The organism is Humidesulfovibrio mexicanus, from assembly GCF_900188225.1.
Classification (GTDB): Bacteria; Desulfobacterota; Desulfovibrionia; order Desulfovibrionales; family Desulfovibrionaceae; genus Humidesulfovibrio; species Humidesulfovibrio mexicanus.
Genome location: NZ_FZOC01000002.1, coordinates 115,546 through 130,263 on the forward strand (window position 1 = coordinate 115,546; position 14,718 = coordinate 130,263).

Sequence of the window (14,718 nt, forward strand, 5' to 3'; positions counted from 1 at the left end):
GGCGACATGATATACCTTGCTGGACCTCTCTTCACCCAGGCCGAACAGGCCTGGCTGCGCAGCGTCAAGGCGGAGCTCATGCGGCACGGGCATGAGGTCTGCTGGCCCTTTGAAATGTTCACGGAAGGCCAGATCGCCGACTGGGGGCCCATCGCGCCCCGGCGCATCATGGAGCGTTGCCGCGAGGCCCTGGAAGCCTCGCGCACAGTGGTGGCCTGGCTGGACGGCGTCCAGGTGGACGACGGCACCGCCTGGGAGATCGGCTACGCCCACGCCCGCGGCAAGCCCGTCCTCGGCCTGCGCACCGACTCCCGGCAAGCCGGCGACACCAGCCATTCCGTGGTCAACGCCATGGTGGAGGCCACCTGCCAGAGCATTTCACGCTCCGTGTCCGAACTGGTGCTGGCGCTCAAGCGCTGAGGCCGGGCGCAAAAAAGGCCGACAGGTCGCCCTGTCGGCCCGAAGGTGCGCGTTGCGTATGTCCTTAGTGGGCCTCGGCCCAGTTGCGGCCCTGGCCCACGTCCACCTTGAGGGGCACGGCAAGCTCCGCCACGCCCTGCATGATGCGGGCGAGTTCCGCAGCCGCGGCCGGGGCGTCGGCCTCCGGCGTCTCCAGCAGCAGTTCGTCGTGCACCTGCAGGATCAGCCTGGCGTCGAGACGCTTCAGCTCCTCGCTGCCGTGGACGCGCAGCATGGCCAGCTTGATGATGTCCGCCGCGCTGCCCTGGATGACGGTATTGATCGCCTGCCTGCGGGCCTGGGCCTGCACCTGCTGATTGCGCGAGAACAGTTCCGGCAGAAGCCTGCGGCGACCCGCCAGGGTGGAGACGTACCCGCGCGCCAGCGCGTCCTGCACCAATCCTTCGTAGAAGTCCTTCAAAGCGCCCAGCTTCTCGAAATAGCGGGCGATGAATTCCTTGGCCTGATTGGTGGTGATGGACAGCTCCCGGGCCAGCTTCTGCGGGCCCATGCCGTAGATGAGCCCGAAGTTGATGGTCTTGGCCCCGCGCCGTTGGTCCGGGGTCACGCGGTCCTGTGTTGTGTCGAAAAGCAGGGCGGCCGTGCGCGTGTGGATGTCCTGGTCATGGTGAAAGGCGTCCAACAACGCGGGATCTTGTGAAAAGTGCGCCAGGACGCGCAGCTCCACCTGGGAGTAGTCCGCGCCCACCAGCAGCTTTCCCGGCGAGGCCACGAAGCAGGCCCGCATCCGCGCGCCCTGGGGGCCGCGTATGGGAATGTTCTGCAGGTTCGGGCCGGAGCTGGACAGCCGCCCGGTCGCTGTGGCCAACTGGTTGAAGCGCGTGTGCAGGCGACCGTGCGCATCCGCCAGGCGCGGCATGGGCTCCAGGTAGGTGGAGCGCAGTTTCTCGGCCACGCGGAAGGCCAGAATCTCCTCAATGACCGGGTGCTGCCCGGCGAGCTTCTCCAGGGCCTCGCTGCCTGTGGAGAGCGCGCCGCCGGGGGTCTTGCCCGCGGGCTTGAGCCCCAGCTTCTTGAAGAGCAGCCCGGCCAACTGCTGGCTGGAACGCACGTTCAGCGGTTCGCCCGCCAGCTCCTGGATGCGCCTGCCGTGGGCCTCCACCTCGGCGCTCACCTCGTCCAGAAAACTCTTGAAGGCCGCGAAGTCGATGCGCACGCCCCGGCGCTCCATGGCCGCCAGCACCGGGATGAGGGGAATCTCCAGTTCGCGCATGAGCTCCGCAAGCCCGGCGTCCCGCAACCGGCGCGCAAGTACGTTCTGGCAGGCCAGGGCGGCCAGGGCCTGGGCCTCCGGATGCGGGGCGGGGTCGCCGGAAGCATCCGGCAGGGGCTCGTCCGTCTCCACTTCAAGGCCTTCGATAAATTCGCGCGGGGCAACGAACAAGGCCTGGCGCAGGCGCTCGAAAGAATAGTTTCGGTCTTCCGGATTGAGCAGGTAGGCGGCCAGGCCCAGGTCGAACCAGCGGTCCATGGGCACCGTCTCCCAGGCCTGGCCGGAGCGCAGCAGGTCCTGCCAGCTGGGCGCGGCCACGCTGGCTGCGCTGGCCAAAAGCGGGGCCAGGGCCTCGGCCGGGCCGGAGAAGAGAATCTCGCCCTCGTCGCCTTGGCGGGCCAGGCGCAGTCCACCGCCGTTCTGGCCGGTCTGGCCCGGCACGGGAACAAGCCCCACGGCGTGGCCGGAGAAGTCCGGCAGGGCGGCGGCATCGGCCACATGGCGCAGGGCCAGCGGCGGAGTGGCGGCATCCGGACGCGGCAGATCCAGCAGGGTTGGGGCCGCGGCGGGCGCTCCGCCCCCGAAGAGCGAAAGCTGGTCGGCCTTGGCCGGTCCCCGCTTGGCAGGCTTCGGCGTGGCGGCCGCGGCGGGCGCAGAGGCCTCGCCCTCCCAAGGGGGCGGGCCGTCCCACCCGGCGGAGTGCGCGTCTGGCGCGGCCTCCTGCCTGGGCAAGGGAATTTCGCGCAGCAGACTCTTGAATTCGTAGGTGCGCAGGAATTCGGCCAGCTTCTCCACGTCCGGGGGGCGCACGGCCAGGGACTCAAGGGTCAGCTCCGGGCAGGCGTCTGTTTTGAGCCGGGTCAGCTCGCGGTACAGGAACACGTCGTCCATGCGGCCGGCGAGCTTCTTGCGAAAGCTTTCGGGCAGGCGCGGGTCGCTGGAGGCTTCGGCTTCGCGCAGGGCCTCCAGGGTGGGAAAGTCGTGCATGACCTTGAGGGCGGTCTTGGGGCCGACGCCGGGCAGTCCGGGGATGTTGTCCGACGTATCGCCCATAAGAGCCTGCAAATCCGGCCACTGCGCGGGGCGGATGCCCATTTCCGCAAGGAACTCGGCCTCGCCGGTGACCTTCTCGTTCTTGCCCGCCGGATCCCAGAGGTACACGCTGGGCGTGAGGCACTGCTTGAGATCCTTGTCCGAGGCCACCAGGACCACCGGGCGCTGGGCCTGGTTGGCGGCGGCCAGGCTGGCGATGCAGTCGTCGGCCTCCACGCCCTCGCTGACGATGAGCGGCAGGCCGAGGAGCTGCACGGCCTCGCGCAGGGGCTCGATCTGCGCGGCCAGGTCCTCGGGCATCTTGGGGCGCTGGGCCTTGTAGGGCTCGAACAGGGCATGGCGGAAGTTCGGCCCCTTGCCGTCCATGAAGAAGCCCAGGTACTTGGGCCGTTCCTCCTTCAGGATGCGCAGGAGGATGCGCAGCACGATGAAGATGGCGTTGGTGGGCTGCCCGTCGGAGCGCTTGAGGTCCGGGTAGGCGTAGAAGCCCCGGTAAAGGAAGCTGGTGCCGTCGACGAGGTACACGGGCTCGGCGTCGCCGAGGTTCAGGCGGGCTTTGAGGGCCATGGCTAGAACCGCTGGAAGCCCGCGGTCTTGCCCCGCGCGAGCTTCTTCAGGACGAACATTTCTGGGTCCTTGCCGTCCAGGGCGTCCAGAGGAATCTCCGCCCGGGCCGCGCCCTTGTGCCCCCCGGCGGAGCCGATCTCCGCGAAGAGCGAGGCGGCGTACTTGCCCATGTCCTTGCGGATGCCGTCGCCCCGGAAGATGACGACCAGCTTGTCGTCCGCGATGCCGGACACCGCGTCCCAGGAGATGGAGTGCACGCGCATGAAGAAGTCGGCAACGACCACAAGGATGTCCGGGCTGGCCACCTTGCCCAGGTGGGCGGCCAGGCCGGTGCCGATGCGCCGCAAGTTGTAGAAGGCGCGCGAGAAGTAGCGCATCCACTCCAGGTGGTATTCGCTGCGCACGATGCGCGTGATGAGCGTGTGGTCGGCGTACTTGGAAAGGTACTTGAAGGCGTCGATGTCGGCATCGATGAACTTGCGCTGGAAGTTCATGGTGTCGGCCTTGATGCCGTAGAGCAGGGCCGAGGCCATGAGCTTGGGCGGGCGTATCTTGAGGCGCTGGACGTACTCCGTGAGCATGGTGCAGGTGGCGCCGAACTTGGGGCGGATGTCCACCAGCGGGGCGCTGACCGGTTTGTCGGGCAGGATGGGATGGTGGTCGATGACCACCGAATAGTCGAGCTTGGCCAGCTCCGGGTGGTGGTGGGGCTGGGAGTCCACCAGGGCGAAATGGTCGTACTGGGCCACCAGGTTCGGGATCAGCCTGCGGGTGGGCACGCGCAGGTAGCGGATCATGGCCAGGTTGTCCGGCCGCTTGATCTCGTTCACATGGCCGATGCCGATGTCGTGCACGCGGCGCGAAAGAATGGCCTTGAGCCCGAGGGCGGCGCCCATGGCGTCCGGGTCCGCGTTGATGACGATGAGCCAGCGCTGGTCCTTGGAAAGCAGGTCCAGCAGCGCCTGCACCTTCTCGTCAGTCTGCCTGGATACGCCCATGATCCGCCTTTTTGAGCGCCAGTGGAAGCCCTGCCGCCACGAGGAACGCCTCGTCCGAAAGGGCCGCCACGGCCTGGTTGAGCCGCCCGAGGGATTTCATGAACCTCCTGGCCTCGCGGGAGGCGGGCAGCGGGGAGAAGCCGATCTCGCAGGACACGAGCACAAGGCGGGTCGTGTCCTCCCAGTTGGAAAGCAGGTCCAGCAGCGCCCGGACAGGCTCGTCCTCGCGCCCGTCCTGGGAGCAGACGAAAAGCCAGAAGTCCAGGCTGTCCACCAGAACGGCCTTGTATTGCCCTTTAGCCTCCAGCAGGGCCTGTGGCAAGTCCCGGCCCACCTCCACCACCGGCAAGGCGGGGTCGCGGCGCTGGCGGTGGGCGGCTATCTGGCTGCGGAAGGCCATGTCCCTGGCCTTGCCCGTGGCCAGAAACAGCCTTGGGCCGGGGCAGCGCTCAAGCAGCCCCATGGCGTGGTCCGACTTGCCGGACTTGTTGCCGCCGATGACAAAGGTGATCACGGGCGTCGGCCTCCCATCCGCGCGCTCGCCGCGCGCAGCAGCTCCAACGATTCGAACAGGGCCGCCTCGCCGAAGAGTTCCAGCACCGCAACCCGGCCGGGGGCCAGCAGGGAGAGCAGCCGGTCCATCACGGCCAGGCCGTGGGCGTCCAGCAGGGCCAGCGATGCGTGCCGGGCGGGTTTCTCCGGGTCCGGCGCGTTCAGATGGACCATGGAGAGCCGCGCCTCAAGCCCTGGCAGAGTAAGGAAGTCCTCCTGCCCGTGCACCAGCATGTGGCCCAGGTCCAGGCATACGCCAAGGTCGGCGTCCGCTATGACGGGCCACAGCTGCTCCAAATCGCGGCCCTGGATGTTCTCCACCAGCAGCGATTGCGGGGCCATGCCGCCTTGGCGCAGCAGCGCGGCCAGTTCGGCCAGTTGCTCCGGCACGGCGGGCGGGTGCAGCACAAAGGCCCTTGGCGAGAGGAAGCGCACGCTTCGGGCCAGGGCGAGCGCCACCTCGGCCACGCGCGCGGTTCCCGCCGCCCAGGGCAGATCCAGGGGCAGGTGCATGTGCCAGCCCACGGGCAGCTTCGTCAGGCTGTCCGGCACATCCTGCCGGGTATAGGCTAGGCAGGCGTCGGTCTCGAAAAATGCCAGTGCGATTTCGTCGAAAAACGGGGCGAGCAGGTCACAATTTTCCGCCACTCCCGCGGGATACACGCAGGAAGGGGCGGCAGTGCGCCAGGGCAGGCCACAACTTTTGTTTGAAAGCGTTGGGGAATTCACGACAGGCATGGCCTTTGCTTCTGCTTGCGCAGGCAAACGTCCCCGCCAAGGAGGGGAACGCCATGACAAGAACCATGCGCCTGCGTCTGCAACATCTGCTCAATCCTCTGCACCTGTACTGCCGCCTTGTGGAAGCCGGGGTGGCCCGGAGCCTGGCCCGGCGCATGAGCCGCGCCTACGAGCGCGCCCTGTACCGCCGTCTGTTGACCTAGCCCCCCCTTACAACGTCCGCACATGCCGCGCAATGCGTAGTCCTTGCGCGCGGAGCCCGCCTTGCGGTACGCATTCGGCACACGTCCGTGCAAGGAGGACTCCCATGCCCGCGTCCGGCGCCATCGCCCTCGCCATCATCGACATGCAGCACGATTTCGTCGCCCCCGGAGGCGCGGCCTGCGTGGCCGGAGCCGCGGCCACGGTGCCGGTGCTGCGCCGCCTGCTTGAGCGCGCCCGCGCGCGGGGCTGGCGCGTCATCCATGTGACGCGCTCCCACAGGGCCGACGGCGCGGACGCCGAACGCTTCCGGCGCGAGGCCTTTTTGCAGGGCCGGGGCATCTGCGTGGCGGGAACGCCCGGCGCGGGCATCGTGCCCGAACTGGCCCCCCTGCCGGGGGAGACCGTGCTGCGCAAGACCCGCTTCAGCGCCTTCTTGTTCACGGAGTTCGACGCGCTGTTGCGCCGCATGGGCGTGGACACCCTGGTCATGGGCGGCACCCAGTACCCCAACTGCGTGCGCGCCACCGCCGTGGACGCCATGGCCAGGGACTATCGCGTGGTGGTCGTCACGGACGCCTGCTCGGCCCAGACCCCGGAAGTGGCCGCGGCCAACATCTTTGATCTCTCGCACATGGGCGTGGACTGCGTTGCCCTGGACAGACTGGACGGCCTGCTCGGCCCAAAGCGTCCGCCCTTTGCGCCGTCTTCGGCTTGACCGCCTGCGCGTGGCGGCTTACGAAGCCCGCCATGGCACTCATCAGCGTCAATAATGTGAACATGAGCTTCGGCGGCCCCAGGCTGCTGGACGGCATTTCCTTCCAGATAGAGGCGGGACAGCGCATCGCCATCGTGGGCAGAAACGGCGAGGGCAAGAGCACGCTGTTGCGCCTCATCTCCGGCGATTTGACCCCGGACGGCGGCGAGATTTCCCGCGCCCAGGGGCTCAAGACGGCGCGCCTGTCGCAGAAGGTGCCGGAGCGCCTGGTGGGCTCGGTCTACGAGGTGGTGACCCAGGGATTGGGCGAGCTGGGGCTGCTCATGGCGCAGCACCACCGCGCCCAGGCCGCCGGGGACGAGGCCCTGCTGGCCCAGGCCCAGACCGCCATCTCCGATCTCGGCGGCTGGGCGGCCATGGCCGATGTGGACGCGGCCGTGTCGCGCCTGTGCCTGGACCCGGACCGGCGTTTCGAGGAGCTGTCCGGCGGGCTCAAGCGCCGGGCGCTTTTGGCGCGGGCCATCGTGTCGCGCCCGGACCTGCTGCTTCTGGACGAACCCACCAATCACCTGGACCTGGACTCCATCGCCTGGCTGGAGGAGTTCCTGCTGCGCCACGTGAGGACGCTGGTGTTCATCACCCACGACCGCATGTTCCTGCGCCGCGTGGCCACGCGCATCATCGAGTTGGACCGGGGCCGCCTGGCCGACTGGTCCTGCGACTACGACACCTTTCTGGCCCGCAAGGAGGCCTTGCTGGAGTCCGAGGAGAAGAACTGGGCCGAGTTCGACAAGAAGCTCGCGCGCGAGGAGGTTTGGGTGCGGCAGGGCATCAAGGCCCGGCGCACCCGCAACGAGGGCCGCGTGCGCGAACTCAAGAAGCTGCGCGAGGAGCGCGCCCGCAGGCGCGAGCGCACGGGCCAGGCCAGCATCGCCGTGCAGGAGGCGGAACGCTCCGGTCGGCTGGTGCTCGAAGCCCGCGGCCTGGGCCTCGCCTGGCCGGGCAGCGCGGAGCCCGTGTTCCGGAACCTGGACCTCACGGTCATGCGCGGGGACAAGATCGGCGTCATCGGCCCCAATGGCGCGGGCAAGAGCAGTCTCATCCAGACCCTGCTGGGCCGCGTGGCCCCAAGCGAGGGCCGCCTGCGCCTGGGCACCGGCCTCGAAGTCGCCTACTTCGACCAGCACCGCGAGGAACTCGACCCGGACAAGAGCGTGCGCGAGAGCGTGGCCGACGGGGCCGACCAGGTGACCGTGGGCGGCCGCACGCGCCACGTCATGGGCTACCTCAAGGACTTCCTTTTTTCCTCCGACCGGGCCAACAGTCCGGTGCGCGTGCTCTCCGGCGGGGAAAGGAACCGCCTGCTGCTGGCCCGGCTGTTCACCCGGCCCTGCAACCTGCTGGTGATGGACGAGCCCACCAACGACCTGGACGCCGAGACCCTGGAGCTGTTGGAGGACCGATTGGTGGAGTTCTCCGGAACCCTTGTCATCGTCAGCCACGACCGCGCCTTTTTGAACAACGTGGTCACCAGCACCCTGGCCTTCGAGGGCGGCGGGACTGTGCGCGAGTATGTGGGCGGCTACGACGACTGGCTGCGCCAGCGACCGGAGCTTGCCCAGGCCGAGGCCGTCCCGCGCGACAAGCCGCTTCGGGCCGACAGGCAGCCCGGAGCCACCGCCCGGCTGCGCAAGCTCAGCTTCAAGGAACAGCGCGAGCTGGAGGAACTCAAGGCCGAGCTGGAGGCCCTGCCCGCGCGGCTGGAGGTGCTTGAGGCCCAGGTGGGGCAGGCGTCTGAGCGTCTGGCCGATCCGGAGCTGTACAAGGGGCCGAGCGAAGCCATCGCCAGCGCCAAGGCCGACCTGGCCGCGCTGGAGGCGGAGCTTGCGTCCGCCTTTGCCCGCTGGGAAGCCGCCGAGGCCAGGGAGCGCGAACTCTCCGGCATTGCGCAGGGGCAGACCCAGGCATAATTTCGGGCAAGGACCCGCTCCGGCGATTCTCGCCTTGCGTGCAGCGGCGCGGGCGTGCTACCGTTTGGCATGAGCCCCTCACGCGTGGTTGCCATGCTTGCGTTGCTGTTTTGCGCCTTCGTCCTGCCCGCCGCGGCGGATGAACAGGTGCTGCGCCGCAGTGTGCTGGTGCTCCATTCCTACGGGCCGGACTTCTCCTGGACCCAGGACGAGCACCGGGGCATTCTCTCCGTGCTGGACTCCCCGCAGGTGCAGGCGCGCTACCGCGTGGAGTATATGGACACCAAGTTCCAAAGCTCTCCGGGCTACCTGACCCAGTTGCTCGAACTGTACCGCGCCAAGTTTTCCGGCCAGCGCTTCGACGGCGTGGTCGTGACGGATAACAACGCCCTGGACTTCGCCACGCGGCACCGCACGGAACTCTTTCCCGGCGCCTTCATCGCCGCCTGCGGCATCAACGATCCGGCCTCCATTCCGCCCGGCGCCGAGGGCATGAACATCGTCATCGAGCGGGTGCCGCATCTGCGCACCTTGCGTGCGGCCCTGCGCCAGAACCCCGGCACGCACACCATCCACGTCATGGTGGACAATACCCTCACCGGGCGTTTCATCCGGCGCGACTTCCAGCGGCAGGCGCTGGAGCTTCCGTCCGGGGTCGCGGTCAACATCCTGCCTGTCGTGCCCCTGCCCGAACTCATCCAGTTCGCGCTCAAACGCCAAAAAGGCGAAATCATCTACCTGCTGGTCTATTTTCAGGATGAATCCGGCCGGGCCTACGCGCCGAACGAGGCGCCCAGGGCCATCGCCGCCAGTTCCCCCGTGCCCGTGTACGTGGCCTGGGACTTTCAGATGGGCACTGGCGTCGTGGGCGGTTGCATCCTGAACGGCGAGGCCCACGGCCGCCGGGCCGCCGAGGTGCTTTTGGACCGGATGGCGGGCAGACGGCCCCCAGCGGTCATCGACGAGCCCCTTGGCATGGCCGGGGCGGTCTTTGACTACACCGCGCTCAAGCGCTTCGGCATCGATCTTGCGCTTACGCCAGAGGGGGCGGTGCTGCTCAACAAGCCGACAACCTTTTTTGAGCGGCACCGGCCGGTGATCCTCGCCGCCCTGGGCGTCATCGCCGTGCTTTCGGCCATCATCGCCCTGCTGGGCTTGAACGTGCGCAAACAGCGCCGCATCAACAGGAACAACGCCGAGATCATGGCCCTGAACCGGGAGATGATCGAGATGCAGGTGGAGCTGCTCTCCACCCTGGGGCAGGTCATCGAGACGCGCTCTCGCGAGACGGCCAACCATGTGCGCCGTGTGGCCGCGTATTCCGGCCTTTTGGGCCGCAAGTACGGCCTGCCGCCGGAGGAGGTCATGCTCCTTGAGACCGTGTCGCCCATGCACGACGTGGGCAAGATCGGCATTCCGGAGCGCATTCTGAACAAGCCCAGCACCCTGAGCCCGGAGGAGCACGATGTGGTGAAGCACCACACGGTCATCGGGCACAAGATCTTGCACGCCAGCGACCACAAGCTGCTCTGCGGCGCGCGCGACATCGCCCTGCAGCACCACGAGCGTTGGGACGGCCAGGGCTACCCGTGCGGGCTCAAAGGCGAGGAGATCAGCCTGCTGGCGCGCATTACCGCCCTGGCCGACGTGTACGACGCCCTGTCCTCTGACCGGGTGTACAAGAAGGCCTGGCCCAGGGACGAGGTGCTCCGGCACCTGCGCGAGCAGAGCGGCGCCATGTTCGACCCGCGCCTGGTGGACCTCTTTTTCGAAAATTTGCCGGAGATCGAGGCCATCAAGGAACGCCTCGCCGACGAAGGCTGCGCCGGGGACATTTCCTGCCCTTCCGGCCCGGTTCCGTGCCCGCTGCGCTGCGGGGAGCGGAAATAACGCCGCAGGTCTCGGACGACCTCCGCCCCGTTCCGGTGCAACAGCGCGGGCAGCAAAAATCCCCTTGCGGACTGCTCACGTGTAACCGCGCATCGAGTCTCTGCGAGCGGAGAGGGGGTAGGCATGGCGGACGTGTCCGCGTATGTTTTCGAGGGGTGAAAGCGACTGTTTCACGGCATCATAACGCCGTTCCGATATGTCCCACAAAAATGTCCCAACGAAAAAGGCACCTGGAATTTTGTATTCCAAGTGCCTGTTTTCTTTGGTGGAGATGAGGAGGATTGAACTCCTGGCCTATGCGTTGCGAACGCATCGCTCTCCCAGCTGAGCTACATCCCCATGGGCGTCCGGCGTTCCGGACGGAAGGGATGTGTAGCCGTTTTCTCAGTGGTGGGCAAGCTTTTTTTGTTGTCCTGGGGCTGGAGTTGGCGCGGCGGACTGTTCGTGCGCCGGGGGGGCGGGCAGCCGCAGCTTCAGGTAGGGCGGCTCGACGCTGCCTGGGCCGATGCTCCAGCGGTAAGAGCCCAGCGGCGAGCCGGGAACACGCTGGGCGTTGTGCTCCAGCACCTCCACGCCTTCGGCCAGGGTCACGGCCAGGTTGCCCTCGGTGGCCAGGCCCAACGCCCGGGCGCCGCGGCCATGCACGGCGTCCTTCACCCGCACGCGCAGGGTTCCGTCCTCGCCCACGGCGTAGGCCAGCGGCGTGGTCAGCTCGCTGAAGACCAGCAGGTCTCTGTCCATTTTCCACGTGCCGCTGACGCTGAACCGCACACGGCCATCGCCGATGGACTGCAGGGCGTCAAAGCGCTTGTCCTTGCGCAGGGGTTCCAGATCTTTCAAAAGGGGGGCAAGGGCCTCCTCCTTGGCCTTTTTGAGGGCGTCGTCCTTGAGCGCGCCGCTTCTGGCCTCCGCCTGCACGCGGCGCATGGCGCGCCAAGTGTCCGGATGGACCGCCGTGCCCTCGGCGTAGGCCGTGTAGGAGCCGTCAGGCTCGATGCGGACCCGGGCCATGTAGCGCTCCGGCACCCAGCACCCGGCCAGCAACAGGACGCACAGGACGGCCAGCAGCGCCGCAAACGGCAGGGCGGGGCGGGGCGCTTGAAACGGGGATGGCAGGGCGGTCATGGAGCGCTCCTCGGAATTGCGGGCAAGGCTGCCCTGGGCGCTGGCGGCTGGCAAGGGCGTCACTTGACAGGGGGACGGCGAGCCCCTACCTTCCGCCTCACACAACCACCAAGGAGTCATCAACATGGCGTACGACATCCGTCTGGTCAAGCTCATCAACGGCGAGACCGTCATCGGCAAATGGAGCGAGGACGGAAAGACCATCAACGATCCCGCCGTGCTGCAGACCGTTCCCATGCAGCAGGGCGTGCAGATGATGCTGTTGCCCTTCGGCTACCCCTTCGAGCAGGAGATTTGCGGGTCCATCTCCACCAGCCATGTGCTCTACGAGTACACCAAGGCCCCGGAGGAGCTGAAGACCAAGTACCTTGAGGCCGCCAGCAACCTGACCCTCTCCGCCCCCGGCGCGGGCAACATCTCCCAGCTCATCACCAAATAGACCGACATCCGCCCGCGATGACGCATCGGGGGGCGGCGGGACGACCGGTCCCGCCGCCCCTTTTTTGCGCCTGATACAGATAAGGAGCCCCGTGTGAAGGAACTCTTGCCCCTGCTGCCCCGTCCCAGCCGCTACCTCGGCAACGAGTGGGGCGCGGTCCGCAAGGACCCCGCCGCTCTTGCCGGGCGCATTGCGCTGGCCTTTCCGGACCTTTACGAGGTGGGCATGAGCTACCTGGGGCAGAAGATTTTGGCCCAGGCCATAAACCAGCGGCCGGAGCTTTTTGCCGAGCGCGTGTTTTGCCCCTGCGCCGAGGCCGGGGAGATTCTGCGCGCCCAAGGCGTGCCCCTGGCCACCCTTGAGACCGACACCCCCCTGCGCGAACTGGACGCCGTGGGCTTCAGCCTCACTCACGAGCTGTGCTACACCAATGTGTTGTTCATGCTGGACCTCGCCCAGATTCCCCTGCGCGCGGCCCAGCGCCTGGACCCCGGTCCGCATGGCCCGTGGCCGCTGGTCATGGCCGGGGGCGGCGCGGCCTTCAACGCCGAACCCATAGCCGAATTCCTGGATCTCATGGTCCTGGGCGATGGCGAGGAGGTGATGCCGGAGCTGCTTGCGCGCATCGCCGCCGCGCGCCGGGCCGGAACCCCGCGCCTGGAGCTTTTGCGCGAGCTTGCCGACCTTCCGGGCGTGTATGTGCCCGCGTTTTTCGCCTGGGACGCCCCTGGCCAGCCTGTGCGGCCGCTGTTGCCTGGGCATGAGCGCGTGGAGAAGGCCATCGTGGCCGATCTCTCCGGCGCGCCGTTCCCCCTCTCCCCGGCGGTGCCCTTTGGCCAGGCCGTGCACGACCGCTACACCATCGAGCTTGCGCGCGGCTGCACGCGCGGCTGCCGCTTCTGCCACGCGGGCATGACCTACCGCCCCGTGCGCGAGCGCACGCCCGAGGAACTGGGCGACATGATCTCCAAGGCCATCGCGGCCACGGGGTTCGAGGAAGTCTCGCTCCTGTCCCTTTCCACCGGCGACTATTCGGCCCTGGAGGGGCTGTTCGACACCGTGTTCGACCGCTGCGCCGCGGAGCAGGTGTCCATCTGTCTGCCGTCCCTGCGCGTGGGCTCCCTGTCCGAGCACATCATGGAGCGCATCGCCAGCATACGCCGCACCGGGGCCACCATCGCGCCGGAGGCGGGCAGCCAGCGCCTGCGCGATGTCATCAACAAGGGCGTGAGCGAGGAAGGCCTGCTGCGGCACGTGCGCACGCTCTTCGACCACGGTTGGCAGCAGGTGAAGCTCTATTTCATGATCGGCCTGCCCACGGAGACAGACGAGGACCTGGACGCCATCGCGGATCTGTGCGTCAAGGTGCGCGACGTGGCCGGGCGGCACGTGAAGCGCTTGCAGGTCACGGCCGCGGTGTCCCCCTTCGTGCCCAAGACCCACACCCCGTTCCAGTGGGAGGGGCAGATCGGCATGGAGGAGATCCGCCGCCGCATCTATTATTTGAAGGACGCCTTGAAGCCGCACAAGCGCATCACCCTCAAGTACCACCAGCCGGAGATGAGCTTTCTTGAGGGCGTGCTTTCGCGCGGGGACAGGCGCCTCGGCCCGGTCATCGAGACGGCCTATCGCAAGGGCGCGCTGTTCTCCAGCTGGAAGGACCACCTGAGGCTGGAGCACTACCTGGAAGCCCTTGCCGAGCACGGGTTGACGCCCGAGGAGTTCCAGGGCCCGCGAGACGTTGGCGCGCCGCTGCCCTGGGACCATCTGAGCTGCGGCGTGTCCCGCGATTTTCTGCTGCTGGAGCGCCGCCGCGCCCTGGAGGGCAAGATCACCCCGGACTGCCGCTACGGCGCGTGCAGGAACTGCGGGGTGTGCACCCTGGACGGCCGCGTGAGCGAGCTTTCCGTGCAGGCGCGTGATGCGGACATCCGCCCGCGCGTGGTGTTCGCCCGTCGCGACCAGGAAACGCCTGAACTGGAGCCGCGCGACCGCCAGGAGCCCCAAAACCCTGGGCAGATTTCGCCCGAGGCGGCCCTTGTCCAGGCGGCCCAGGCCGCGCGCGGCCATCAGCCCGGGCAAGGAGGCGGCCACGCCAGGCCCCAGCCGCCGGATCTCGGCCTTTCGGAGCGCAAGGCCCAGTACCGCATCTGGTACGAGAAGCGCGCCGAGGCCGCCTACCTGAGCCAGCTGGAATTGCAGAGCATTCTGGAGCGGGCGCTGCGGCGCACGCGCTTCCCCTTGTCCTTCAGCGCGGGCTTTCACCCCATGCCGCGCATCTCCTTTGGCCGGGCCTTGCCCGTGGGCGTGGAGAGCGTGAGCGAGTGGTTCACCCTCTGCCTGCGCGAGGCCCTGCCTGCGGAGCGCGTGCTCTCCGCCCTGGCCGCGCAGATGCCCCATGGCCTGGCCCCGTTCCGCATCGAGAACCTGCCCCCGCACCAGAAGACGGTGCAGGCCGTGGGCGAGAGCTTCCTTGTGCGCTATTCCGGGTCCGAGGCCGAGGTGGCGGCGTGGCGGGCGCGTTGGGCGGAGTTCCTGGCCAGGGACGTGGTGATGTTCGACCGCAAGAGCAAGAACGGCCCCAAGGCCACCAATCTGCGCGCGCTGGTGGCCGCCGCCGAGCCCAGGCCCGACGGCTCCGTGGCCCTGGCCCTGGATTGGAGCACGGACTACATGAGCCCGCAGGCCCTGGTGCTGGCGGTGAACGCGCCCATTTCGCCGCTCGCCGTGCGGCTGCTCAAGGTGGGCCAGCAGTTCGGCTAGGGCGCGTGCGC

At 68.0% G+C, this 14,718-nt stretch carries 12 protein-coding genes and 1 tRNA gene; 7 read left to right on the forward strand and 6 right to left on the reverse strand.

Annotation, left to right across the window (positions count from 1 at the left end; genetic code table 11):
* Positions 1–6: 6 nt before the first annotated feature.
* On the forward strand, positions 7–420 hold the full coding sequence (locus CHB73_RS04290; protein WP_089272474.1) for a nucleoside 2-deoxyribosyltransferase: 414 nt from the start codon (positions 7–9) through the stop codon (positions 418–420).
* A gap of 64 nt (positions 421–484) precedes the next feature.
* On the opposite strand, the gene CHB73_RS04295 is transcribed toward CHB73_RS04290, so the two are convergent.
* From CHB73_RS04295 to cbiR, 4 genes are read right to left on the reverse strand one after another with little or no spacing between them, the layout of a single operon-like run.
* On the reverse strand, positions 485–3,313 hold the full coding sequence (locus CHB73_RS04295; RefSeq protein ID WP_089272476.1) for a DNA polymerase: 2,829 nt from the start codon (positions 3,311–3,313) through the stop codon (positions 485–487).
* 2 nt (positions 3,314–3,315) lie between these two features.
* The gene (locus CHB73_RS04300) at positions 3,316–4,311 is read right to left on the reverse strand and encodes a DHH family phosphoesterase (RefSeq protein ID WP_089272478.1); all 996 of its coding nucleotides are present in this window, start codon (positions 4,309–4,311) and stop codon (positions 3,316–3,318) included.
* Positions 4,289–4,825, reverse strand: a complete 537-nt coding sequence (locus CHB73_RS04305; RefSeq protein ID WP_089272480.1) for a bifunctional adenosylcobinamide kinase/adenosylcobinamide-phosphate guanylyltransferase — start codon at positions 4,823–4,825, stop codon at positions 4,289–4,291. Before CHB73_RS04305 ends, CHB73_RS04300 begins: the two co-directional genes overlap by 23 nt.
* Complete coding sequence (cbiR, locus tag CHB73_RS04310; protein ID WP_089272482.1) at positions 4,822–5,601, reverse strand: cobamide remodeling phosphodiesterase CbiR; 780 nt, start codon at positions 5,599–5,601, stop codon at positions 4,822–4,824. The genes CHB73_RS04305 and cbiR overlap by 4 nt, the downstream gene beginning before the upstream one ends.
* A gap of 53 nt (positions 5,602–5,654) precedes the next feature.
* Between cbiR and CHB73_RS16705 the strand changes: the two genes are divergently transcribed.
* The 4 genes from CHB73_RS16705 (at position 5,655) to CHB73_RS04330 (ending at position 10,380) form a co-directional block, all read left to right on the forward strand.
* Positions 5,655–5,804 (forward strand): hypothetical protein, encoded by a 150-nt coding sequence (locus CHB73_RS16705; RefSeq protein WP_179216888.1) that lies wholly within the window; start codon positions 5,655–5,657, stop codon positions 5,802–5,804.
* 104 nt (positions 5,805–5,908) lie between these two features.
* On the forward strand, positions 5,909–6,520 hold the full coding sequence (locus CHB73_RS04320) for a cysteine hydrolase family protein (RefSeq protein WP_089272486.1): 612 nt from the start codon (positions 5,909–5,911) through the stop codon (positions 6,518–6,520).
* 32 nt (positions 6,521–6,552) lie between these two features.
* The gene (locus CHB73_RS04325; protein ID WP_089272488.1) at positions 6,553–8,490 is read left to right on the forward strand and encodes an ATP-binding cassette domain-containing protein; all 1,938 of its coding nucleotides are present in this window, start codon (positions 6,553–6,555) and stop codon (positions 8,488–8,490) included.
* A 69-nt stretch (positions 8,491–8,559) separates the two neighbouring features.
* Complete coding sequence (locus tag CHB73_RS04330) at positions 8,560–10,380, forward strand: HD domain-containing phosphohydrolase (protein ID WP_089272490.1); 1,821 nt, start codon at positions 8,560–8,562, stop codon at positions 10,378–10,380.
* A gap of 263 nt (positions 10,381–10,643) precedes the next feature.
* Here CHB73_RS04330 and CHB73_RS04335 read toward each other — a convergent pair.
* Together CHB73_RS04335 and CHB73_RS04340 are read right to left on the reverse strand one after the other, a co-directional pair.
* Positions 10,644–10,719: transfer RNA gene (locus tag CHB73_RS04335), tRNA-Ala, on the reverse strand.
* Between the two features lie 45 nt (positions 10,720–10,764).
* On the reverse strand, positions 10,765–11,505 hold the full coding sequence (locus CHB73_RS04340; RefSeq protein WP_089272492.1) for a hypothetical protein: 741 nt from the start codon (positions 11,503–11,505) through the stop codon (positions 10,765–10,767).
* Between the two features lie 124 nt (positions 11,506–11,629).
* On the opposite strand from CHB73_RS04340, the gene CHB73_RS04345 reads away from it, so the two are divergent.
* Both CHB73_RS04345 and CHB73_RS04350 read left to right on the forward strand, forming a co-directional pair.
* Complete coding sequence (locus tag CHB73_RS04345; RefSeq protein WP_089272494.1) at positions 11,630–11,944, forward strand: hypothetical protein; 315 nt, start codon at positions 11,630–11,632, stop codon at positions 11,942–11,944.
* 93 nt (positions 11,945–12,037) lie between these two features.
* The gene (locus CHB73_RS04350) at positions 12,038–14,707 is read left to right on the forward strand and encodes a TIGR03960 family B12-binding radical SAM protein (RefSeq protein WP_089272496.1); all 2,670 of its coding nucleotides are present in this window, start codon (positions 12,038–12,040) and stop codon (positions 14,705–14,707) included.
* The last annotated feature ends 11 nt before the right edge of the window (positions 14,708–14,718 follow it).